General features: G+C 62.5%; 19 protein-coding genes and 1 pseudogene. 15 read left to right on the top strand and 5 right to left on the bottom strand.

Annotation, left to right across the window (positions count from 1 at the left end):
* Positions 1 to 195: 195 nt before the first annotated feature.
* Together NKJ77_RS19990 and NKJ77_RS19985 are read left to right on the top strand one after the other, a co-directional pair.
* Entirely contained in the window at positions 196 to 1,956 is a 1,761-nt protein-coding gene (locus NKJ77_RS19990) for an AMP-binding protein (protein WP_352535629.1), read from the top strand.
* A gap of 95 nt (positions 1,957 to 2,051) precedes the next feature.
* On the top strand, positions 2,052 to 3,155 hold the full coding sequence (locus tag NKJ77_RS19985) for a calcium:cation antiporter (protein WP_352535628.1): 1,104 nt from the start codon (positions 2,052 to 2,054) through the stop codon (positions 3,153 to 3,155).
* A gap of 107 nt (positions 3,156 to 3,262) precedes the next feature.
* Here the strand turns inward: NKJ77_RS19985 and NKJ77_RS19980 are convergent, their stop codons facing one another.
* A complete protein-coding gene (locus tag NKJ77_RS19980) occupies positions 3,263 to 4,171 on the bottom strand; it encodes a hydrogen peroxide-inducible genes activator (RefSeq protein ID WP_023667719.1) in 909 nt (302 codons plus the stop codon).
* Positions 4,172 to 4,311: 140 nt separating this feature from the next.
* Here NKJ77_RS19980 and katG point away from each other — a divergent pair, with 140 nt between their 5' ends.
* On the top strand, positions 4,312 to 6,507 hold the full coding sequence (gene katG / locus NKJ77_RS19975) for a catalase/peroxidase HPI (RefSeq protein ID WP_352535627.1): 2,196 nt from the start codon (positions 4,312 to 4,314) through the stop codon (positions 6,505 to 6,507).
* A 68-nt stretch (positions 6,508 to 6,575) separates the two neighbouring features.
* On the opposite strand, the gene NKJ77_RS19970 is transcribed toward katG, so the two are convergent.
* Positions 6,576 to 7,253: an MIP/aquaporin family protein gene (locus tag NKJ77_RS19970; protein WP_023834020.1), complete on the bottom strand. Its 678-nt coding sequence runs from the start codon at positions 7,251 to 7,253 to the stop codon at positions 6,576 to 6,578.
* A gap of 319 nt (positions 7,254 to 7,572) precedes the next feature.
* On the opposite strand from NKJ77_RS19970, the gene NKJ77_RS19965 reads away from it, so the two are divergent.
* The 7 genes and pseudogenes from NKJ77_RS19965 (at position 7,573) to NKJ77_RS19935 (ending at position 13,499) form a co-directional block, all read left to right on the top strand.
* Positions 7,573 to 8,862, top strand: coding sequence for an RsmB/NOP family class I SAM-dependent RNA methyltransferase (locus NKJ77_RS19965; protein ID WP_023704462.1), 1,290 nt, complete (start codon positions 7,573 to 7,575; stop codon positions 8,860 to 8,862).
* Between the two features lie 72 nt (positions 8,863 to 8,934).
* Positions 8,935 to 9,387, top strand: coding sequence for a TspO/MBR family protein (locus NKJ77_RS19960; protein WP_023704461.1), 453 nt, complete (start codon positions 8,935 to 8,937; stop codon positions 9,385 to 9,387).
* An 84-nt stretch (positions 9,388 to 9,471) separates the two neighbouring features.
* On the top strand, positions 9,472 to 9,930 hold the full coding sequence (locus NKJ77_RS19955) for a PaaI family thioesterase (RefSeq protein WP_023686843.1): 459 nt from the start codon (positions 9,472 to 9,474) through the stop codon (positions 9,928 to 9,930).
* Complete coding sequence (locus NKJ77_RS19950) at positions 9,930 to 10,595, top strand: 5'-methylthioadenosine/S-adenosylhomocysteine nucleosidase (RefSeq protein WP_352535626.1); 666 nt, start codon at positions 9,930 to 9,932, stop codon at positions 10,593 to 10,595. The genes NKJ77_RS19955 and NKJ77_RS19950 overlap by 1 nt, the downstream gene beginning before the upstream one ends.
* 55 nt (positions 10,596 to 10,650) lie before the next feature.
* Positions 10,651 to 12,213 (top strand): glutamine-hydrolyzing GMP synthase, encoded by a 1,563-nt coding sequence (gene guaA / locus NKJ77_RS19945; protein WP_352497997.1) that lies wholly within the window; start codon positions 10,651 to 10,653, stop codon positions 12,211 to 12,213.
* A gap of 232 nt (positions 12,214 to 12,445) precedes the next feature.
* A pseudogene (locus NKJ77_RS19940) lies at positions 12,446 to 12,761 on the top strand (Arm DNA-binding domain-containing protein); the annotation flags it as partial.
* Between the two features lie 195 nt (positions 12,762 to 12,956).
* A complete protein-coding gene (locus NKJ77_RS19935) occupies positions 12,957 to 13,499 on the top strand; it encodes a protein TonB (RefSeq protein WP_352519028.1) in 543 nt (180 codons plus the stop codon).
* Here the strand turns inward: NKJ77_RS19935 and NKJ77_RS19930 are convergent.
* Genes NKJ77_RS19930 through NKJ77_RS19920 form a run of 3 tightly spaced genes read right to left on the bottom strand, consistent with a single transcriptional unit; the run spans position 13,492 to position 15,600 of the window.
* Positions 13,492 to 13,782 (bottom strand): MucR family transcriptional regulator, encoded by a 291-nt coding sequence (locus NKJ77_RS19930; protein WP_502896302.1) that lies wholly within the window; start codon positions 13,780 to 13,782, stop codon positions 13,492 to 13,494. The two genes, NKJ77_RS19935 and NKJ77_RS19930, sit on opposite strands and share 8 nt — an antisense overlap.
* Before the next feature lie 38 nt (positions 13,783 to 13,820).
* Positions 13,821 to 14,201, bottom strand: coding sequence for a hypothetical protein (locus NKJ77_RS19925; protein WP_352535640.1), 381 nt, complete (start codon positions 14,199 to 14,201; stop codon positions 13,821 to 13,823).
* A 52-nt stretch (positions 14,202 to 14,253) separates the two neighbouring features.
* A complete protein-coding gene (locus NKJ77_RS19920) occupies positions 14,254 to 15,600 on the bottom strand; it encodes a family 1 glycosylhydrolase (protein ID WP_352535625.1) in 1,347 nt (448 codons plus the stop codon).
* A 712-nt stretch (positions 15,601 to 16,312) separates the two neighbouring features.
* Between NKJ77_RS19920 and NKJ77_RS19915 the strand changes: the two genes are divergently transcribed.
* The 5 genes from NKJ77_RS19915 to NKJ77_RS19895 all read left to right on the top strand — a co-directional run bounded on the left by NKJ77_RS19915 (position 16,313) and on the right by NKJ77_RS19895 (position 22,003).
* Positions 16,313 to 17,527 carry an ROK family transcriptional regulator gene (locus NKJ77_RS19915; protein WP_352535624.1) on the top strand — a complete coding sequence of 405 codons (1,215 nt, stop codon included), beginning with the start codon at positions 16,313 to 16,315 and terminating at the stop codon, positions 17,525 to 17,527.
* On the top strand, positions 17,524 to 18,777 hold the full coding sequence (locus NKJ77_RS19910) for a M20 family metallopeptidase (protein WP_352535623.1): 1,254 nt from the start codon (positions 17,524 to 17,526) through the stop codon (positions 18,775 to 18,777). The genes NKJ77_RS19915 and NKJ77_RS19910 overlap by 4 nt, the downstream gene beginning before the upstream one ends.
* Positions 18,778 to 18,808: 31 nt before the next feature.
* On the top strand, positions 18,809 to 19,870 hold the full coding sequence (locus NKJ77_RS19905) for a substrate-binding domain-containing protein (protein ID WP_031194643.1): 1,062 nt from the start codon (positions 18,809 to 18,811) through the stop codon (positions 19,868 to 19,870).
* Positions 19,871 to 19,937: 67 nt separating this feature from the next.
* Entirely contained in the window at positions 19,938 to 20,999 is a 1,062-nt protein-coding gene (locus tag NKJ77_RS19900; protein WP_023735717.1) for a substrate-binding domain-containing protein, read from the top strand.
* Between the two features lie 35 nt (positions 21,000 to 21,034).
* Positions 21,035 to 22,003 carry an ABC transporter permease gene (locus NKJ77_RS19895; protein WP_023686847.1) on the top strand — a complete coding sequence of 323 codons (969 nt, stop codon included), beginning with the start codon at positions 21,035 to 21,037 and terminating at the stop codon, positions 22,001 to 22,003.
* Positions 22,004 to 22,014 lie beyond the last annotated feature (11 nt).

The raw sequence follows: 22,014 nt of genomic DNA, 5'->3' as shown, positions 1-22,014 counted from the left end.
GTGGGGTCGCTCCGGCAGTGCTCGACGCGAGACCACCCAAGCCGGGTCGACCGTGACCAAGGAAGTCGAGCACTTCGCCGAGGACCCCACCCGCCTCGCTTCGCGAGGCACCCTCCCCTCGAGGGGGAGGGGAACCGCCTGTACTTTCCACCACCCCATCAGGCTGCTAGGCTCACTCATCGGGAGGAAACGGCGATGGCGATTAATCTCGACGAGCTCAAGAACGCCACCAATCTGCGCGGGCGCGGCAGGGCGTTCATCGCTCCGCTCGACGGCCGGGCACATGTGTCGGGCGACCGTTCGGTGCCGCTACTCGACAAGACGATCCCTCAGCTTTTCTCCGACACGGTCGGCAGATACGCCACGCAGGATGCTGCCGTCTTCGTCGGACAGGACAAGCGCTTCACCTGGAGCGAACTGTCGGACACGGTCGATACGCTCGCCGCCGGCTTCCTGGCGCTCGGCCTCGAAAAAGGCGACCGTGTCGGCATCTGGTCGCCCAACCGCTGGGAATGGCTGGTCACCCAATTCGCCACCGCTCGCATCGGCCTGATCCTGGTCAACATCAACCCGGCCTACCGGCTGACGGAGCTGGAATATGCCCTCAACAAGGTCGGCTGCAAGGCGCTGGTCACCGCCGCCAGTTTCAAGACCTCCGACTATCTCGGCATGATCGAGACGCTGGCGCCGGAGCTCGCCAACGCCACCCCCGGCAAGCTCAAGGCGCAGAAATTGCCGACGCTGAAGATCGTCATTCGCATGGGCGACGACAACTCGCCCGGCATGTTCAATTTCGCCGATGTGCTGTCGATGGCCGGCCGCGACGAGCATGACAGCCTCGACCGCATTTCCGAAGGGCTGAAGCCGGGCGAGGCCATCAACATCCAGTTCACATCAGGCACGACGGGCGCGCCCAAGGGCGCGACGCTGACCCACACCAACATCGTCAACAATGGCAATTTCGTCACCGCTGCGATCAAGCTCACCGTCGACGACCGGCTCTGCATCCCGGTGCCGCTCTACCACTGCTTCGGCATGTCGATGGGCACGATGGGCTGCGTCACCAAGGCCGCGACCATGGTGTTTCCTGGCGAGGGTTTTGACGCCGGCGCGACGCTGAAGGCGGTGGCGCAGGAACGCTGCACCGGCCTCTACGGCGTGCCGACCATGTTCGTCGCCATGCTCGACCACGCCGACTTCACCAGCTTCGATCTCTCCAGCCTGCGCACCGGCATCATGGCGGGCTCGCCATGCCCGATCGAGGTGATGAAGAAGGTGGTGTCGCTGATGCATATGGAAGAGGTGACCATCGCCTACGGCATGACCGAGACCAGTCCCGTCTCCTTTCAGAGCAGTGTCGACGACCCGCTGGAAAAGCGCGTCTCCACCGTCGGCCGCATCCATCCGCATGTCGAGGTCAAGGCCATCGACGCCGACGGCGCCACCGTCGCGGTCGGCGCGCCGGGCGAGCTGTGCACCCGCGGCTATTCCGTGATGAAGGGTTATTGGGACGATGCGGAAAAGACCCGCGAGGCGATCGACAGCGATGGCTGGATGCACACCGGCGACCTCGCCACGATCGACGCCGAGGGCTATTGCAACATCGTCGGCCGGGTCAAGGACATGGTCATCCGCGGCGGCGAAAACGTCTATCCCAGAGAGGTCGAGGAATTTCTCTATCGCCATCCCCAGGTCAAGGAGGTGCAGGTGTTCGGTATTCCCGACGCCAAATATGGCGAGGAGCTGTGCGCCTGGATCGTGCTGAAGCCCAACCAGATCGCGACCGAGCAGGAGATCAAGAACTTCTGCGCCGGCCAGATCGCCCACTACAAAATCCCCCGCTACATCCGCTTCCGCACCGAACTGCCCATGACGGTGACGGGAAAACCGCAGAAGTTTCTGATGCGCGAGGCGATGGTGGAGGAACTGGGGCTGGTGGTGCAGAAGACGGCTTGAGGGTTGAACGCCGGGGGACGGGATCGCCCGCTTCGAAACGACATTGGGGTGCTCGACAGGCTTCCGCAAGGTTCGCCGAACGCATTGGGGCTTGAATGAATGGTTTCGCACGATCAGCGACTTCCTATGCGATGCCTTTGGCCGCGCTGGCACTGGCCGTTGCGGTCAGAGTCAGCGGGCTACCGGTGGACGAAGGTTCGCCGAGCGTCAGGATTCTCGTCGGAGCGCTCTCGAGTGCGATCATGTTCATCACTATTTTCGTGGTGCTCGATCACGCCGAGACGGTGGCCCACCGTGTGGGGGAGCCTTACGGCACATTGGTGCTGACTTTTGCCGTGACGGCAATCGAAGTGTCGATTATCGTTTCCATGATGCTGCATGGAGAGAACAACCCCACGCTTGCACGTGAATCCGTCTTCTCGACAGTGATGATTGCCTCCACCGGCGTTGTCGGAATGTGTCTCACGTTTGGCGGCTGGCGGCATCGCAAGCAGGCAATTGTCCGGCAAGGGACCAGCGCATATCTGGCGGTTCTGGCCGCACTGACCGTCATGACGCTTATCCTGCCGACCTACACGCGGACCACCGATCCCGGCACATTTTCGGCAGCTCAGCTTGGCCTGGTAAGCGTTCTTTCCGTGCTGCTCTATGCAAGCTTTGTATTCGCGCAGACAGTCCGGCATCGGGACGATTTCATCGAAGGACTGGCACACGACCTTTCGGCGCGAACCGCCCCTCACAAAAGCATCTCTTCCAGCGCTCTGCTCCTGGTAATCGGACTGATCGGAATTGTCATGCTCGCCGAGCAGGTCGCCGCAAGTGTTGAAGATGCGCTTGTTGCTTACCAGGTGACCCAGGCTGACAGCATTGTGGGGGCAATGATCGCGGGTCTGGTTTTGATGCCGGAAGCCATTTCGGCGGTTCGCGCTTCACTCAACAATGAGCTGCAGCGCGGCCTGAATGTCGCAATGGGTTCGGCTTGCGCCACGATTGGTTTGACAATACCTGCGGTCGCAGCAGCCAGCCTGCTTACGGGACGAGGGTTGACCCTGGGGCTCCCGGAAGCTGACGCAGTACTTTTGGTTTTAGCGCTTTTCATATGCGGCGTAAGCTTTAGCAACGAAAGGACGACCTTCCTGACCGGAATCGTCCATGCCGTGGTATTTTTCGCGTATGTATTTCTGGTATTTATCCCTTGAGGCTTTGGTGCGATCTGGCGACCAGCCGTCAAGGCGGGTATTCTCGAACGCGCCTGATTTGAGTTTCTTTTCGGGGTTCCCAAGGCGCCATCTAAGACCCGAACGACTCACACCCCCAGCACCGCCGCATCCAACCCCCGAATGATCTTCGCCAGTTCCACGCATTCATCATGCCGCACCTTGTTGCGGCGCCAGGCGAGGCAGATCGTGCGTTGCGGCATTGGCTCCTGGAACGGCACGATCTTGAGGTCCGGCATGGCGCTGGCCGGCCTTGCCGCCATTTCGGGGATGAGCGTGACGCCGAGACCATGCGCCACCATCTGCAGCAGCGTCGTCAGGCTGGTGGCGCCGTAGCTTGCCATCGCTACGGGACGCACGCTGCCGCACAGGGCCAGCGCCTGTTCGCGCAGGCAGTGGCCTTCCTCCAAAAGCATCAACCGCTCCAGCGCCGGGCTTTCCGGCGGCACCGGTGGCGAGGCGAAGGCTGGATCTCCGGCTGGCACGGCGAGGAAGAAGCGGTCGGCGAACAGTTCCTCGGTGACCAGGCCCGGCTGCTCGAGCGGCAGCGCGGCGATGAAGGCGTCGAGCCGTCCGGTTGCCGTGTCCTCGACCAGTGATGCCGTCACTGCTTCGCGCAGTTCGAGCTGCAGGGACGGAAAATGCCGCTTCAGCTCCGGGAGCACATGCGGCAAAAGATAAGGCGCCACGGTCGGGATGATGCCCAGCCGGAAGCGGCCTTCCATGGCCGGGCGGCCGCGCCGGGCCGTCGTCTCGACATCACTGATGTCGCGCAGGATGCGCTCGATGCGTGGCAGCAGCGCTTGCGCCTCTTCCGTCATCCGCACCGTCTTGCCGCCGCGCTCGAACAGCCGGCAGTTCAGCCTTTGCTCCATCTCGGCGATCTGCGCGGACAGCGCCGGCTGGCTGACGCCGGCGAGTTTTGCGGCGCGGCCGAAATGCAGCGTTTGCGCCAAAGCCTCGAAATATTGCATCTGCCGCACGGTCAAGCCAATCATAAGGAAAGCCTATCGCAACAAACAGGAAAGGCAATTTGTTTTTATCGAAGAGACGGCTTAGTCTGGAACCATTCCAGAATGGCGCGGCTCCCGGCCGGCCCGGAAAAAACAACACATAAATCAGCAATTCGGAGGCCAAGATGGACGCGATGACCGACGACAACAGCGCCGGCAAATGCCCGGTCGCGCATGGAACCTCCGCCAGGACCAACCGCGACTGGTGGCCGAACCAGCTCGACATCGGCGTTCTCCACCAGCAGTCGAGCCTTTCGGACCCGATGGGCGAAGCTTTCGACTACGCCGCGGAGTTCAAGACGCTTGACCTCGACGCGGTGATCGAGGATTTGCACAAGGTGATGACGGATTCGCAGGATTGGTGGCCGGCCGATTTCGGCCATTACGGGCCGCTGTTCATCCGCATGGCCTGGCACAGCGCCGGCACCTATCGCATCGGCGACGGCCGGGGTGGCGCCGGTGCGGGCCAGCAGCGTTTCGCGCCGCTGAACAGCTGGCCGGACAACGCCAATCTCGACAAGGCGCGCCGGCTGCTGTGGCCGGTCAAGCAGAAATACGGCCGCAAGATCTCCTGGGCCGACCTGTTGATTCTCACCGGCAACGTCGCGCTGGAATCGATGGGCTTCAAGACCTTTGGCTTTGCCGGTGGCCGCGCCGATGTCTGGGAGCCCGAGCAGGATGTCGACTGGGGTTCGGAAACCAAGTGGCTCGACGACAAGCGCTATTCCGGCGACCGTGAGTTGCACGGCCATCTCGGCGCGGTGCAGATGGGCCTGATCTACGTCAACCCGGAAGGGCCGAACGGCAAGCCGGATCCGCTGGCCTCAGCCCGCGACATCCGCGAGACCTTCGCGCGCATGGCAATGAACGATGAGGAAACCGTGGCGCTGATCGCCGGCGGCCACACCTTCGGCAAGACCCATGGCGCCGGTGATGCAACACTGGTCGGCGCCGAGCCGGAAGGCGCGGGCATCGAGGCGCAGGGCCTCGGCTGGTCGAGCAAGCATGCCACCGGCATTGCCGGCGATGCGATCACGTCCGGCCTCGAAGTTACCTGGACGACGACGCCGACCAAGTGGAGCAACAACTTCTTCGACAATCTCTTCAACTTCGAATGGGAGCTGACCAAGAGCCCGGCCGGGGCCCATCAGTGGACGCCGAAGGGCGGCTCTGGCGCGGTTACGGTGCCGGACGCGCACAATCCCTCGAAGCGTCATGCGCCGGCAATGCTGACCACCGACCTCGCGCTGCGGGCCGACCCGGCCTATGAGAAGATCTCGCGCCGCTTCCATGAGCATCCGGAGCAGTTCGCCGATGCCTTCGCCCGTGCCTGGTACAAGCTCACCCATCGCGACATGGGGCCGGTCGTGCGGTATCTCGGCCCGTTGGTGCCGAAGGAAGAGCTGATCTGGCAGGATCCGGTTCCGGCCGTCGACCATGAGCTGGTCAGCGACCAGGACATCGCATTGCTGAAGGCCAAGATCCTGGCTTCGGGCCTCAGCGTTTCGCAATTGGTCTCGACCGCCTGGGCCTCGGCCTCGACCTTCCGCAACTCCGACAAGCGCGGCGGCGCCAATGGCGCGCGCATTCGCCTGGCGCCGCAGAAGGACTGGGAGGTCAACCAGCCTGTCGAACTGGCTACCGTGCTGGCGAAGCTCGAAGCCATCCAGAACGAGTTCAACGCAGGCGGCAAGAAGGTCTCGCTGGCCGACCTCATCGTGCTCGGCGGCGTCGCCGCGGTCGAGAAAGCCGCAACGGATGGCGGCAATGCGGTGAAGGTCCCCTTCACGCCCGGCCGCACCGACGCCTCGCAGGCGCAGACCGACGTCCATTCCTTTGCGGCGCTCGAGCCGAAAATTGACGGCTTCCGCAACTATGTCAGGGGCAAACCGCCGATGACGGTTGAAGCCATGCTGGTCGACCGGGCGCAACTGCTCAACCTGACGGCGCCGGAGATGACGGTGCTGGTTGGTGGCCTGCGCGTGCTCGGCGCCAACACCGGCGGCTCGAAGCATGGTGTGTTGACCGACAGGCCGGGCACGCTGACGAACGACTTCTTCGTCAACCTGCTCTCGATGAGCACCATCTGGGATCCGGCCTCCGAGCCGGGCTCGCATGAGGTCTACGAAGCACGCGACCGCAAGACCAGGGCGGTCAGGTGGACCGCCACGCGCGCCGACCTGATCTTCGGCTCGCATGCGCAGCTGCGCGCGCTGGCCGAGGTCTACGGGTCGGCGGATGCCGGGCAGAAATTCGTCGGTGATTTCGTCAAGGCGTGGACCAAGGTGATGAACGCCGACCGTTTCGACATCGCCGCCTGATAGCAGTGCCTCCCAAGCAAAAAGGCGCGGGCCGAGGCCCGCGCCTTTTTGTTATGCAGGCTTCGAAATCAGTCCTTTTCGAAGATGCGCGCCTTGGCGACGACGCCGGCGATCGCGCCCCCGATCAGCGGCGCAACGATAAACAGCCAGAGCTGGCCGAGGGCTGTGCCGCCCGTAAACAGCGCCGGGCCGATCGAACGCGCCGGATTGAGCGAGGTGCCGGTCACCGGGATCATGGCGAAATGCAGCCCGGCCAGCGTCAGGCCGATGACAAGGCCGGCGAACGCCGTCGAGTGCTTCTCGGCGGTGACGCCGAGGATGACGGTGACGAAGGTGAAGGTGCCGATCAGCTCCCACAGGAAGGCCGAACTCGTCCCCCACTTCGCCACGTCCCAGCCATTGGCGCCGAAACCGGTGGTGTGCCCGCCGGTCTGGCCGGAGACGATGATCCACAGCGCCAGCGAGGCCAGGATGGCGCCGATGATTTGTGCAATCCAGTAAGGAATGACATCCTTGGCCGGCAGCCGGCCGGCAAGGAAGACGCCGAGCGTGACGGCCGGATTGAGATGCGCGCCCGAGATCGGGCCGACCGCATAGGCCGCCGCAATCAGGCCGATGCCGAACGCCAGGCCGATGGCTTCCTGGCCGAGCGGCAAGTCGGCAAGAAAGCCACCCGTCGCCACCGACGCCGTGCCGATAAACACCAATAGAAATGTCCCTAGAACTTCCGCAAGATACGTTTTCATTGCCCTCTCCTCGTATCGATCCGCCGGTCCGCTTTTCCGCGCCGCGAATCATGGCGCAAAGAGTATTCCCAACGCAAAAGCTTGGAAAGCAGAGCAATTGCGCCACAGATCGTGCTTACGGCGGCCAGTTACCAACATTAGAGACCTTGCATATATTTGAGATTTGTTATCGCCGGCGTGCAGACATTTGCCGGCGGGGAAAATCGTCGGCCGCGAGCGGAAGGCCTCGTCGCCGCGAAATTCAAGCGGGGTTCAATCTCGACGAGAAACGCTCTAAGAGCAGGCCGAAAGATACTGTGCTCGATAGATGGAATGACGAATGCGACTGGGCGGACGGCTGGCGGCAGCCATTGAAGTGCTGGACGACATTGGCCGGCGCCACCGGCCGGTGGCCGATGCGCTGAAAGATTGGGGCCTGTCGCATCGCTTTGCGGGCGGCGGCGACCGCGCGGCGATCGGCAACATCGTCTACGACGCGCTGCGCCACAAACGTTCCGCCGGCTGGCTTTTGGGTGAAGACACGCCCCGCGCCATCGGCTTCGGCGCGCTGCTCATCGAATGGGGCCAGACGCCGCAGTCGCTCAACGATGCGCTCGAGGGCGACAAGTTCGCGCCACCGTTGCTCAGCGCCGCCGAGTTGCAGGCGCTGGCCGAGCGCCGGCCTGAAGACGCGCCGGAGGCGGTGCGGGCGGACGTACCCGACTGGTGCGCGCCGTTGTTCGAACGAGCCTTTGGCGCAGACTGGGTTGCGGAAGGGGCGGCTTTGGCGACCCGCCCGCCGCTCGACATCAGGGTCAACACGCTGCAGTCCGACCGCGCCAAAGTGCTGGCGGAACTCGCCGACACCGGCGCCAAGGCAGCTGCTATTGCGCCGCAAGGCATTCGCATCCCGCCCATCGACGGCGACGGCCGGCACCCCAACGTACAGGCCGAGCCGGCTTTCCAAAAGGGCTGGTTCGAGGTTCAGGACGAGGGTTCGCAGATCGTTGCAACCCTTGCCGGCGCGCAAGCCGGGATGCAGGTGCTCGATTTCTGCGCCGGCGCCGGCGGCAAGACGCTGGCGCTATCTGCGGCGATGGCCAACAAAGGCCAGGTCTTCGCCCATGATGCCGAAAAGGCGCGGCTGGCGCCGATCTTCGACCGCATCCGCCGTTCGGAAAACCGCAACGTCCAGGTTGTCACCAAGCCGGCTGAGCTCAGCCCCCTCGCAGGCCACATGGACATCGTGCTGGTCGATGCGCCCTGCACCGGCAGCGGCACCTGGCGGCGCCGTCCAGACGCCAAATGGCGGCTGACGCAAAGACAGCTCGATGCCCGCAAGGGCGAGCAGTCGGCGATCCTCGATGCGGCGAATGCCTATGTCAAACCGGGCGGCCTGCTGGTCTACATCACCTGTTCGGTGTTCGACGAGGAGAATGGCGAGCAGGTCGCCGCCTTTCGCGAACGGCACAAGGGCTTCGTCCCGGTCGATCATCGCGCGCTCTGGGATGCCAGCTTCCCCGGTCACGCAGCGGCCGCCCGGATCGGCAAGACAAGCGATATCTCGCTGTCGCCGGCTCTGAGCGGCACCGACGGGTTCCATTTCTGTGCGCTGCGTCGGGCGAATTGACGCTGCGATTGACAGGCTGACATAGCGCCAGTTGCAGATGCGCGGCGTCGGCCGCCAGACGGGGTAGAATTCTTGCAAAGATATGTGTCGCTTCTGCTTTTCCTCCTTCTGGTGCTCGGCGGCGGCCTGTTGATCGGCTATGCGACGCTGCCGGGTGAATGGTATGCCTCGCTCGCCAAGCCGCCCTTCAACCCGCCCAACTGGGTCTTCGCGCCGGCCTGGACGCTCCTCTATGTGCTGATCGCCGTGGCCGGCTGGCGGACATGGGAGCGGGAACGAGCAGCCGCCGCGATGAAGATCTGGGCCCTCCAGCTTGTTCTGAACTTCGCGTGGTCGCCGACTTTCTTCGGCGCCAAACAGATGGGGCCGGCACTGGTCGTGATCCTGGCTCTTCTCGCCAGCATTGCGCTGTTCATAGCCACGGTGTGGAACCGCGACCGGGTTTCCGGCTGGCTGTTTGCGCCCTATGCCGCGTGGGTAGCCTTCGCCACCTTGCTCAACGCGTCGCTGCTCCTGTTGAACTGAGTGCTTTGCTGCAGTGCAGCAAAAGCATTTGCGTGGCGTTCAGGCGTCTGCGATAAGCTTTGCAGATAAATCAGGGCGATGGCCATGGCAGCAAAGATCGTACCCGCACCCGATTATGAGGACCGCGTCAGGGCGTCGTTCGCGCGCCAGCAGGCGATGGCGACCATCGGCGCCGAACTGACGCTTGTGACGCCGGGCATCATCGAGATCGAAATGCCCTATTCGGCCGCACTCACGCAGCAGCATGGTTTCCTGCATGCCGGCGTGATTTCGACCGCACTGGACTCGGCTTGCGGCTACGCCGCGTTCTCGCTGATGCCGGAAAATTCCGGCGTGCTGACCATCGAGTTCAAGGTCAACCTCCTGGCGCCCGGCCGGGGCGAACGCTTCCTGTTCCGCGGCTCGGTGACCAAGCCCGGCCGCACCATCATCGTCGCCGACGGCCAGGCCTACGCCTTTGCCGCCGATGGCGAGGCCAAGCTGATCGCGACCATGACCGGCACGATGATGACGGTGGTTGGCCGTGACGGGATAGCAGGCTGATGGCCAAAATTACGCGAATTGGTGGCAAGGACGTCCTCTTCGTCATGGCGGCGCAGGCCGAGTACGGTCCGCATCTGCAAAAACTGTTCACGCCGCTGATGACGGGCGTCGGCCCGGTAGAGGCAGGTGTGCGGCTCGGCGCCGAACTGTCATGGCTGAAATCCGAGAAGGCGTTGCCCGATCTCGTCGTCTCGCTCGGCTCCGCCGGCAGCCGCACACTAGAGCAGACGGAAATCTACCAGGCGGTCTCGGTCAGCTATCGCGACATCGACGCTTCGCCGCTAGGCTTCGAAAAAGGCGCGACGCCGTTCCTCGACCTGCCGGTGACCGTCCCGCTATCATTCAGGATACCGGGCATGAAAGAAGCCAGCCTGTCGACCGGCGGCGCCATCATCACCGGCGCCGCCTACGACGCCATCGCCGCCGATATGGTCGACATGGAAACCTTCGCCTGCCTGCGCGCCTGCCAGTTGTTCGATATCCCGCTTATCGGCCTGCGCGGCATTTCAGACGGTGCAGCCGATCTGCGCCACGTTGGAGACTGGACCGAATATCTGCATGTCATCGACGAGAAGCTGGCGGATGCAGTCATGCGCCTCGAACAGGCCATCGGCTCCGGCACGCTACACAAGGAGCAGCCTGGGCAAGAGCCGGCAGCGCTCTGAAAGTCGGGCTACGCACCCCATTGCGCCGACTCGTTTCTTTCTCTAAAGGCTCGCCATGACGACAGCCAATCATCCCGATACAGTCCTGATTGTCGATTTCGGCAGTCAGTTTACGCAGCTCATCGCCCGCCGCATCCGCGAGGCCGGCGTGTTTTCCGAGATCGTGCCGTTTCAATCGGCCGAAGCTGCCTTCAAGCGTATCAATCCAAAAGCCGTGATCCTGTCGGGCGGTCCCGCCTCGACATCGGACATCGGCAGCCCGCGCGCTCCGCAGATCGTCTTCGATGCCGGCGTGCCGGTGCTCGGTATCTGCTACGGCCAGATGGCCATGTGCGTGCAGATGGGCGGCGTCGCCGAAAGCTCGAACCATCGCGAATTCGGCCGCGCCTTCGTCGAGATCGAAAAGGACAGCCCGCTGTTCGAAGGCCTGTGGGCGCCCGGCCAGCGTCACCAGGTGTGGATGAGTCATGGCGACCGCGTCATCTCGCTGCCCAAGGGGTTCGAGGTCTTCGGCAAGTCGGAAGGCTCGCCCTTCGCCATTTTCGGCAATGTCGCGCGCAAGATGTACGGCATCATGTTCCACCCGGAAGTTGTGCATACGCCGGATGGCGCCAGGCTGCTGAGAAACTTCGTGCACATCATCGCCGGCATCGAAGGCGACTGGACGATGCGCGCCTATCGCGAGCATGCGGTCGAAACCATTCGCAAGCAGGTCGGCAAGGGCAAGGTCATCTGCGCGTTGTCGGGTGGCGTGGATTCCTCGGTCGCCGCACTTTTGATCCACGAAGCGGTCGGCGACCAGCTGACCTGCATTCTTGTCGACCATGGCCTGATGCGCAAGGACGAGGCCGCCGGCGTGGTGGCGATGTTCCGCCAGCACTACAATCTGCCGCTGATCCTGGTCGACGCGTCGGAAAAATTCATCTCGGCGCTGGAAGGCGAGTCCGACCCCGAGAAGAAGCGCAAGACCATCGGCCGGCTGTTCATCGAAGTGTTCGAGGAAGAGGCCAAGAAACTCGGCGGCGCCGATTTCCTGGCGCAAGGCACGCTCTATCCCGACGTCATCGAGAGCGTCTCCTTCACCGGCGGCCCGTCGGTGACCATCAAGTCGCACCACAATGTCGGCGGCCTGCCGGCGCGCATGAACATGCAGCTGGTCGAGCCGCTGCGCGAACTGTTCAAGGACGAGGTGAGGGCACTGGGCAAGGAACTCGGCCTGCCCGAAAGTTTTATTGGCCGCCATCCGTTCCCCGGACCAGGCCTTGCCATCCGCTGCCCCGGCGGTATCACCCGCGAAAAGCTCGAAATCCTGCGCGAGGCCGACGCCATCTATCTCGACGAGATCCGCAAGGCCGGCCTCTACGACGCCATCTGGCAGGCTTTCGCCGTGCTGCTTCCGGTGCAGACCGTCGGTGTGATGGGCGACGGCCGCACCTACGAATTCGTCTGCGCCCTGCGCGCCGTGACGTCCGTCGACGGCATGACCGCCGACTTCTACCACTACGACATGGCTTTCCTCGGCGCGGCGGCCACCCGCATCATCAACGAAGTCCGCGGCATCAACCGCGTCGTCTACGACGTGACGTCAAAGCCGCCAGGCACCATCGAGTGGGAATGATTCAGGCCTACTCAAACGGCGCCGAAAAATACGCCATTGTACGCCACAACCGTTTGATAACTATAAATCCATTCGGAGACAATCAGCGACAATCGGTGCGGAGAAATTGGATTGACGGACCGGCTGACGGACCTTCCGCATATTGGTAGCTCAGATTTTTCGAAGTACCGTCAGATCCAATGAGGCTCTGACGGTGCTTTTTTATGCCTTAAGGAACTGAAGATAAAGCAAAATTTCTGCCGAAGAGCCTCGAAATTGTACTGACGGTACTTTTCAGACGGATGCCGCCCTTAAGGCACTGAAACCAAAAGAGAAAATCTATAAGATTGCAAACCGTGACGGCATGTATGTCCGCGCGATGCCCAGTGGTGCGATCTGGTTCGGCTGGACTACAGGCTCAACGGACGCCGCGAGACGGTCTATCTTGGCAGGTATGGACGGGACGGAATCTCGCTTGCCTCAGCCGGGAGAAGTGTCTCGACGCGAAGCGCGCTATTGGCGAGGGACGGTCGCCTGCGATAGAAAAGCAGCGCGACAAGCGCCGAGTTGTCACCCCGATCTCCGGCCGACTTCAGCGCCGAAATGGCTACCAAACCAAAGCGATGCCCGGGCCTTCAAGGCCTCTTCTTATTCCGGCCAAGCCGGCCCGGAGCGCCGCATTCACTCACATCCCTTGAACCTGACTGCAGAGTTGCCGCATCGAAGCCATTAGAGCAGCCGAGTTCGCGCCCGAACCCGTGCTGGTGCTGGCGGTCGTATCGCCAGCTGTATTCGAGGATCCCGACGTGCCGGTGGTTGTACCCGAACCAGTGCTGTTGCTGGCCGTGGTGTTACTGCCGGTCGAACCAGAGCTGCCTGAAGTGCCGGTGGCTGTGCCAGAGCCGGTGCCGATACTCGCCGTTGTATCACTGCCGGTCGAAGCCGAGCTACCTGACGTGCCGGTCATTGTGCCAGAGCCAGTGCCGTTACTGGCCGTCATTCTCGAGCAGTCGGAGCGAACCTGTGCCTGCTGTTCAGAGCTCAGGGACGACCAGTTCTTGCGGATCTCATCCTGCGACAGAAGTCTTCCCGAATTGGCGTCGCTGAAGAATGAGCCGGAGAGCTTGCTGTCCCAGCCGCTCGGGATACCGCTTTGGCCGGAGCCGGACGTAGAGCTCATACCCGACCCGGCCGATGAGCCGGACGTTCCGTTCGTGCCGCTGGATGTTCCCGACGACTGCGCCAAGGCCGCGGTGGCGAGACAGAGAGAGATCGCTGTAGCTGTCAAAATCTTACGTTTCATGTGAGTCTCCTTTGGGGTTCGACGCCGTTGCGGCGTCGAATCCTAATCCCGAGGAAAGGCACTTGTTCCTGTAAAGAGTGGAATTCAATGTCATGATCCTTGTGCACCAGCCTTGGGTCTCCAATGCGATGCCGGAGCGCCTCAAGGACGACTGACGCCTCAGGCGAGAGCTGTCCGCCCACTGGGGTGTTATAGGCGATATGCAGAGCGCTTCCCGAATGGTTGGGTGCCACCATCGGGTAATTGCGAGGCAGGTTCCATTTGGTTCGGTAATCGTCCGGAGTCATGCCCAGTCGGCCAAGGTGCAATATCCGTCGCGTCTCGGTTAGAGACAGGAGGGTGGCCTTTGCCGCAGCGTATAGCTCGACATGCGGAGCTCGTCTCGACCGCGCACACTCAATACGTTTACGATGACGCCGCCAGATGTCATATGAGCGAATGCCTTTCGGGCGAAATAAATTGCGCCCAGCAGGTCGACGCTCAGCACCTTCAGCCAGACCGCGCCAGTGAGCCTCAAGGGTTTAAAGATTACCAGGCCGGCGCGTTGTTGACGATTATCACCAACCTGCCGAACGCGTGAGCGCAAGTCGACAGCACCGTGATAGCGGTCTCCCCGGAGCGCCCCTTGTCGAACCGCATGCGCGCCTTCTGGACCTTGCCTCCACCCACGTCGGCTCACCCGTGCACCTTCGGTGCCCAACCGCATGGCGATGGCCAGTCCAATCCCGCTTGCAGCACCGGTTACGATTGCAGTCTTGTTATCCAGGCGCATCAGGTTCGACCTCTTTCTGGGGAGCAGCAAGTGGTTCAGTCCAGCCTTCAGCGAGCCGATCCACGCTCAGCAGGCTGCGCGCATAATCCTGTTGCGCGCGAACAATGGCATCGTCCTGCTGTGAGGGAAGAAAGACCGGCAAAGCAAGGCAGACACTTTGTGTGGCCAGCAGCTTGTTCCAGTTCGCGATCAGCGCCTTGAAAGCGCGCCCCACCGCCCTCGGATTTCGGTCGAGGTCATAGAGGCCGAGCGGATTGATCCGTCCGTTGTTCTCCCGAAGCGCACTGTCCCAGTCCACCTGATCCGTCAGCGAGTACCAGGTGAAGCCTACGATGGGGATGCCATCGTTGCGGATCCGCAGCACGTTGGCCCACTCTTTCCACAGCCAATAGACGGCCTCGTCTCCATTGGGGCCTTCGCTGATGTTGGTCTCCGTATGCATTACGGGAAGCCGGTAGCGGTTGAAGTACTGCCGCGTGATCTCGTCATAGCCAAACACCTCGCCGGACCCGGACGTCGTTCCGTCTGCCCAAACCCGATGTTCGTTGGTCTGGTAATAGTCGGTGCCCATCACGCAATGCCTGCGCAGATGGCTCTCCAGGAAGAAACTGTATTCTTCGGCCGTCATCCCGTTTTCGAGAAGATAGCGATAGGTGTGCGCGTCGACGTCATGACCGTAGTTGAGATCAAGCGACAGGAAACGCTCGCTGTTGAACCGTTCCGCTCTGCCGACCGCCTCGGGAGAATCGGCGTGGAAGTATTCCGAGGATTCGCTCTGTATGAAGATGGCGTCCGGCCGCACCTCGAGGATCGCCCGCATGGCAAGCACGTTCGCCTTCACGATGTGCTTGAGGGCGGTGACGAAAGCAGTGTCGCTGCTCAGTTGTTCGTTCCACCATCCCCAGCGAGCCGAAAAGGTGGCGCAGATGAACATCTCATTTATTGGGGTGAAGAGCTGGATCCACGGATAGCGCATCGCGAAATCCCTGGCGTAGTGCTCGAATAGTGTCGGAAAGTCCGGGTTCTGGAAGTTGCCAACCCAGTCCGGCACGCCAAAATGGCAAAGGTCGACGATCGGAAGAATGTCTTTCGCCTTCAGGTCCGCGAAGGTCTCATCGGCGAATGCCCAATCATAACGTCCATCACCCAGCCACGTTTTGTGGATGGGAGGTCCGTAGCGGAGGAAATGCACCCCGAGATCCTGGACCAGTTCGAAGTCGGTGCGCCATCGTTCGTAGAAGCGGCATTTTTCCATTTCGTCGACGCGCTCCCGGCCTTGTCGAATGGTGGGGGTGCTGTTCTCGATGCCGGTGGCAAACATGAACGTGAACATTGATGGTCCTTAGCCAAGGCGGAAATGCCCGCGCTTGGTCAAACGTTCAGTGCTCGACGCAGTTCCTGCAAGACTGCTTGTCAAGTTCGGTAGGCGCCTGACAACCACGTGCCTGAAATTGGCGGAATTCTATCCCACGGTTCAAGCGAGCAGCTTGCGCCGAACATGGTCGGACTATGCTGGACGGAGATGTCGGCTTCGGGCCAGACCAGTTGGCGTCAAACGCGCCTTTGCAAGTGAAAGCGGTATGGTAGCTATCCACGTTTGCAAACTGCAAGCGGACGTTCCGCTGCCGGCCCCATTTGAGCCATTCACTGGGAGGCAGACCCGCGGTACATCACCAATATTCTCGAAGCCAATAGTTAGTCTTGTTCATCGTCCTTTGGTTCGACAGACCCATACAAGAGAATACGAGAGATATGGACCGGCGAACCATCCGCTGTATTGATCTCCTGTAGAAAACAGTGCCCCTCAGAGACTAGCATGATCGTTATTCGTCAATGGCTACGGAGCTGTTCGCCAAATTGATTCAAGAAGCAGATCCAGCCATTCGCTGACCGCATTTATCTTCTGCCGAACAGCAGCAACGCGCCTGAATCCTGCCTCCGGATCAATGTTCGCGTACGCAAAAACGGCCGCTCGCGAACATACATTGACAGGTCCAGTTCCGAATAATAAGTTCGGTAATAGAACGAATTAACCGGAGTTCAATGTGACTGACCTGCCGCGCATATCCCGTCAGTTCTCACAGCGCTCCGTGATGGAAGCGATCGTCCAGGGCGGGCCGATCTCCCGCGCCTCGATCGCCAAGCTGACGGGCCTGTCGAAGCAGACCATCTCCGAAATCATGCGCGGGCTCGAGCAGGAGGGCTGGGTCCAGGAAACCGGCCGCACCAGCGGCCATGTCGGGCGCACCGCCGTCACCTACGAACTGGTCCACGACGCAGCCTATATCATCGCCGTCGACCTTGGCGGTACCAAGGTGCGGGTCGCGCTGACCGACCTTGCCTGCCAGATCTTTGCTGAAGCCGCCACACCGACCGATCCGCGCGGCGGCCAGTTCGTCGTCGATCAGATTGCAGCGCTGGCCTTCGATGCGGCGGCCAGACAGCACGTCGCGCGCAAGAAGATACGCCTGGCCGTCATCGGCGCGCCTGGCGCTCCTGACCCGGCCACCGGCCGCATTCTAATGGCGCCGAACATTGCCGGCTTCGACACAATGAATGTGCTGGATGCCTTCGAAGAAGCGCTCGGCGTCGCGGTGATGATCGAGAACGACGTCAATCTCGCGGTGCTTGGCGAGAACTGGCTCGGCCAAGGCCAGGGCATCGACAATCTCGCCTACATCGCGCTCGGCACCGGCATCGGCAGCGGGCTGATGCTGGGCGGCCATCTGGTGCGGGGTGCTGGGCACGCCGCCGGCGAGATCGGTTTTATGCCGATCGGCGCCGATCCCTTCGCCGAGGAATCACTGCGCACCGGCGCATTCGAACGCGCGGTGGCCACCCACGCCATGACCGATCGCTACCACGCCCTCACCGGCAGGCAGGTCTCGGTGCCGGCAATATTCGAGAATGCCGCGCTTGGCGACAAGGACGCGCTCACTGTGCTCGACGAAACTGCCCGCTATCTGGCGCAAGGCGTTGCGGCAATCGCGGCAATCGCCAATCCAGAAAAGTTTATCCTCGGCGGCTCGATTGGGTTGCGGCCCGAAATCCTGTCCAGGGTGCAGGCGCTTCTGCCGCTATGCTTCCCATATCCGGTCAGGGTCGAGGCGAGCGAACTTGGCGCACGCGCAGCCCTCATCGGCGCGGCGGCAATCGGCCTTGGCCAATTGCACAACACGCTGTTCGGCGTCGACGCGCCTGATGGCCGGATTTCGCTGCCGCCTGCCCAGGCCGCCGCCCTGAAGGAGGCCGCGATATGACTCACGATATTACCGCCCGCCTACAGGCAGCGCTCGACCGTGACGACGCACTAACGCTGTTTCGCGGCGCCATCGACCGCGAGAGCATCACCGGCAACGAAGCCAACTTCGTCGACTTCCTCGAAGCCAGGATGCGCGACCTTGACCTCAGCGGCCTGACCAGGACGGAATTCCTTCCCGGGCGGCCCAACATCTGGGGCGAGCGCAAGGGGGCCGACCAGGGAAAGCGCCTGCTGTTCATCGGCCATACCGACACCGTCCATGTCGACGGCTGGCGCGAGCATTGGGCAGGCACCGAGCGTGAGGATCCGTTCGCCGCCCCGATCATTGATGGTGCTGTCTGGGGCCGAGGCTCCGGCGACCTCAAGGCCGGCATCACTGCTTCGCTTGCGGCACTCGCGCTGCTCGACAAGGCCGGCGTTCGCCTCAAGGGCGACGTCGCCTTTGCCTTCGTCGGCGACGAGGAGAGCGGCCAGCCCGGCACCGGCATTTCCGCCGGGATCAAGCACTTCGTCGGACGCATCGAGACCGGCGAGGTCACAGCACCCGATTTCAGCGTCTATGTCGAGCCGACCCGCCTGGCCGTTTATGCGGCGCAGATCGGCTTCTTCATCACCGATATCTCGATTACCGGCAAATCCGCCTATTTCGGTGTGCCAGAACTCGGCAAGGATGCGCTCCGTGCAAGCCATGCCGCGATGACGGCGCTTTGGAAGCATTCGGATGAGGTCGCCGCGCGCGCCGAGCACAAACTGGTCGGGCGCGGCTTCCTGCTTATCACCGGGCTTGCCGGCGGCGGCTACATTGCCGTTCCCGAGCGCTGCACGCTCTCGCTGATCCGTAAGCTGTTGCCTGGCGAAGACCTCGACACCGCCGCCGCCGAGATCGAGGCTGCCGTGCGCGGCGCGATCACCGATCCGGATATTTCGGTAGAGTTCGCCTACCCCGCCGGCCGCGACCACAGGCTGGGCGGCACCGCTGCCGAGATCGGCGAAACGCGGGCGGAAGTCGCCATGCTGTCCGACGCGATGGCCGGCGCAATGAGCGGACGCGGCGTCATCGAGGGCGCACCGTTCTGGTCGGAGTCCCCCTTCTTCATCAATCAGCTCGGTATTCCTGCCGTCTATTGCGCGCCCGGCGACATCAGGAATTGCCACACATTCGAGGAGCACGTGGATGTCGAGGAATATTTCGCCGGCATAGTCGGCTTCGCCGCCTTCATGGCCCGCTATTGCGGCGTGGCCGACTGAACCACCAACGAAGCAAAATGGGAGAACTGACATGCCGATGAAGACACTGATCGCCGCCGCCTTTGCCGGCGGATTGATGCTTGCCGCCAACCCAGCTTTCGCACAGACGGTCGGCCCGCAGGGCGAGAGCGCCACGCCGAGCGCCGACGTGATCCTAAGCGATGCCGACATCGCCGCGCTCAAGGACAAGGGCTACAAGGCTGCCTTGCTCTGGCACACCTCGTCCGATTTCACCAATGCGGTAACCGCCGGCGCCACCGACGAATTCGCCCGCGCCGGTATCACCATTGCGGTCAAAACGGATGCCCAGTTCGACTCCGCCCGCCAGCGCAGCGACATCGAGACGGCGTTGGCCGCAAAGCCCAACGTCATCTTGGCGCTGCCGCTCGACCCGGTCACCTCGGCAGAAGCCTTCCGCCAGGCGGTCAAGGACGGCACCAAGCTGGTGTTCCTGTCCAACTTGCCCAAGGACTACAAGCAGGGCACCGACTACGCTTCGATCGTGACTGACGATCTATTCCAGATGGGCAAGCAGGCTGCGGACGCGATGGCCAAGGCGATCGGCGGCAAGGGCAAGGTCGGCTACATTTTCCACGACGCTGCCTACTACGTCACCAACCAGCGCGACCAAGCCTTCAAGACCACCATCGAGAAGGTCTATCCCGACATCAAGATCGTCGCCGAACAGGGCATATCCGACCCGGCCCGCGCCGAGGAACTGGCCAACGCGATGCTTTTGCAACATCCCGATCTCGACGGCATCTACGTGACCTGGGCCGAGCCGGCCGACGGCGTGCTGTCGGCGCTACGCGGCGCCGGCAACGCCAGGACCAAGATCGTCACGCTCGACCTCGCCGAGCCGGTCGCGCTCGACATGGTCAAGGGCGGCAATGTCGCAGCCCTCGTCGCCGACAAGGCCTATGAACTCGGCCGCGCCATGGCTGCTTCCGGCATGAAGTCGCTGCTTGGCCAGCCGACACCAGCCTTCGTCGTCGCCCCGGCCCTGACCGTCACCAAGGAGAATGTCGCGCAGGGCTGGAAGGACTCGCTCAACCGCGACGCGCCGCAGCCGGTGCTCGACGCGTTCAAGTAAGGCTCTCGCTCCGGCGCGGCCCGCCGCACCGGAGCTTTTCTTCGACAACAAAAAGGGGAATCGGGACATGCGCATAGCATCTGCAATCATAACGACGGTGGCGAGCCTGCTAGCCATGCACGCCTTCGCCGCCGAAGGCGTCACCACAGGACCGAATGGTGAAAAGCCGGTGCCGGCGAGCAGTCTTACGCTGACGCCAGCCGAAGAGCAGCAGATCAAGGACGGCAAGTTCACCGCCGCCCTCGTCTGGCACGAGATGAGCGAATACACCAACGCCGTCAATGCCGGCGCCCATGACGAATTCAAGCGCCTCGGCATCGAGGTGGTGGCGCAGACCGATGCCGGTTTCGACGCCGCGCGACAGAAGGCCGATATCGAGACGGTGATGGCCAAAAAGCCGTCGATCATCCTGTCGCTTCCCGTCGATCCGGCGACTGCAGCTTCGGTCTACGATCCGGCACGACAGGCCGGCGTCAAGCTCGGCTTCGTCGACAATTCCCCGGCCGGCTACAAGCAGGGCAGGGACTATGTCACCATCGTCTCCGACGATCTCTTTCAGATGGGCAACAAGGCCGGCATCGCCATGGCCGAGGCGCTCGGCAAGAAAGGCAAGGTCGGCTACATCTTCCACGATGCCGACTTCTACGTCACCAACCAGCGCGACCAGGCCTTCAAGAAGACCATCGAGCAGGACTATCCCGATATGAAGATCGAGGCCGAGGCCGGCATGGCCGACCCGGCGCGCAGCGAAGACATCGCCCAGGCGATGATCACCCAGCATCCGGACCTGGACGGCATCTATGTCACCTGGGCCGAACCGGCGCTGAGCGTGCTTTCGGCCTTGCGCGGTGCCGGCAACACGCACACCAAGATTGTCACGCTCGACCTCAATGAGCCTGCCGCGCTCGACATGGTCAAGGGCGGCAACATCGCGGCCCTCGTCGCCGACGAGGCCTACAGCATTGGCGTGACGCTGGCGCGCGCCTCGGCAGGTTCTCTGGTCGGCAAGAAGGCCGAACCATTCTATGCCGTAGATTCCATCGCCGTCACCAAGGACACGGTGAAGGACGGTTGGAAGAAGTCCCTCAACAGGGACGTACCGGCGGCTATCGCGGACGCGGTGAAATAGGCTCGAGGCGAAGCGCTCACCACCGGAGGAATAAAATGTCCAGTGCCAACACCAGCGCCGGTAGCAGCTTCGCCAGCCGCTTCAATCTGCAGCAATATGTCGTCTACCTCGGTTTCCTGGCGATCTTCCTGTTCTTCGCCATTGTGCTGAGGGACAGCGGCTTCCTCACCGTCCGAAACTTATCGAACATCGTGTTGCAGACGACGCCGGTGACGATCATGGCCATCGGCCTGGTCTTCGTCATGTCGGCCGGCGAAATAGATTTGTCGATCGGCTCGATCGTGGCGGTGGCGGCCCTTGCAGCCGCCGTCACCATCAACGCGTACGGCATGCCGGCAGGGATAGTCGCCGGCCTCGGCGCCGGCCTGCTGATCGGCGTCATCAACGGCGTGCTGGTGGCGTATGTCAGGCTGCCCTCCTTCCTGGTGACGCTGGCGACGCTCGGCCTGTTCGCCGGCGTTTCGCGTTCGATGACAGACCTTCGCTCGATCTCGGTGACCAACGAAGCGTTCACCGGCTTCTTCGGTTCCGGCTCGCTGCTCGGTGTCCCCTCACTCGTCTGGTGGTCGGTGATTGCCGTGGCCATCGGCCACCTGGTGTTCCGCGAAACCCGTTTCGGCGCGCATGTGCTGGCGACCGGCGACAATGCCCGCGCCGCAAGCGTATCGGGCATCAGCGTGCCCAGGATCAGGCTCGCCGTGCTGACCATCAGCGGCGGGCTCGCCGGTCTTGCCGGCTTGCTCTATGCCGGTCGCCTGCAGGCGGCGAAATATACTCTCGGCGAAACCGACCTGATGACGGTCATCGCCGCCGTCATCGTCGGCGGCACGCTGCTCAATGGCGGCAAGGGCTCCGTGGTCGGCGCGCTGGTCGGCTCGTTGATGATGGGCATGCTCAACAACGGCCTGATCCTGATGGGCCTGTCGGTCTCCGACCAGATGATCGTGCGCGGCCTCATCATCCTGACCGCAGTCGCCGTGTCGCTGCGCGAAAAGAACCGCTGAAGGAAGCCATC

Origin of the sequence: Mesorhizobium sp. M0052 (assembly GCF_040323255.1) — a bacterium.
Lineage (GTDB): Bacteria > Pseudomonadota > Alphaproteobacteria > Rhizobiales > Rhizobiaceae > Mesorhizobium.
The sequence above is the reverse complement of the archived record's forward strand: the minus strand, read 5'-3'. Positions and strand labels throughout refer to the sequence as shown.

Coding starts and splice junctions, on each gene's coding strand:
- NKJ77_RS19990 (WP_352535629.1), top strand. CDS start 196: ATGGCGATTAATCTCGACGAGCTCAAGAACGCCACCAATCTGCGCGGG.
- NKJ77_RS19985 (WP_352535628.1), top strand. CDS start 2,052: ATGAATGGTTTCGCACGATCAGCGACTTCCTATGCGATGCCTTTGGCC.
- NKJ77_RS19980 (WP_023667719.1), bottom strand. CDS start 4,171: ATGATTGGCTTGACCGTGCGGCAGATGCAATATTTCGAGGCTTTGGCG.
- katG (WP_352535627.1), top strand. CDS start 4,312: ATGGACGCGATGACCGACGACAACAGCGCCGGCAAATGCCCGGTCGCG.
- NKJ77_RS19970 (WP_023834020.1), bottom strand. CDS start 7,253: ATGAAAACGTATCTTGCGGAAGTTCTAGGGACATTTCTATTGGTGTTT.
- NKJ77_RS19965 (WP_023704462.1), top strand. CDS start 7,573: ATGCGACTGGGCGGACGGCTGGCGGCAGCCATTGAAGTGCTGGACGAC.
- NKJ77_RS19955 (WP_023686843.1), top strand. CDS start 9,472: ATGGCAGCAAAGATCGTACCCGCACCCGATTATGAGGACCGCGTCAGG.
- NKJ77_RS19950 (WP_352535626.1), top strand. CDS start 9,930: ATGGCCAAAATTACGCGAATTGGTGGCAAGGACGTCCTCTTCGTCATG.
- guaA (WP_352497997.1), top strand. CDS start 10,651: ATGACGACAGCCAATCATCCCGATACAGTCCTGATTGTCGATTTCGGC.
- NKJ77_RS19930 (WP_502896302.1), bottom strand. CDS start 13,782: ATGACTCCGGACGATTACCGAACCAAATGGAACCTGCCTCGCAATTAC.
- NKJ77_RS19925 (WP_352535640.1), bottom strand. CDS start 14,201: ATGCGGTTGGGCACCGAAGGTGCACGGGTGAGCCGACGTGGGTGGAGG.
- NKJ77_RS19920 (WP_352535625.1), bottom strand. CDS start 15,600: ATGTTCACGTTCATGTTTGCCACCGGCATCGAGAACAGCACCCCCACC.
- NKJ77_RS19910 (WP_352535623.1), top strand. CDS start 17,524: ATGACTCACGATATTACCGCCCGCCTACAGGCAGCGCTCGACCGTGAC.
- NKJ77_RS19905 (WP_031194643.1), top strand. CDS start 18,809: ATGCCGATGAAGACACTGATCGCCGCCGCCTTTGCCGGCGGATTGATG.
- NKJ77_RS19900 (WP_023735717.1), top strand. CDS start 19,938: ATGCGCATAGCATCTGCAATCATAACGACGGTGGCGAGCCTGCTAGCC.
- NKJ77_RS19895 (WP_023686847.1), top strand. CDS start 21,035: ATGTCCAGTGCCAACACCAGCGCCGGTAGCAGCTTCGCCAGCCGCTTC.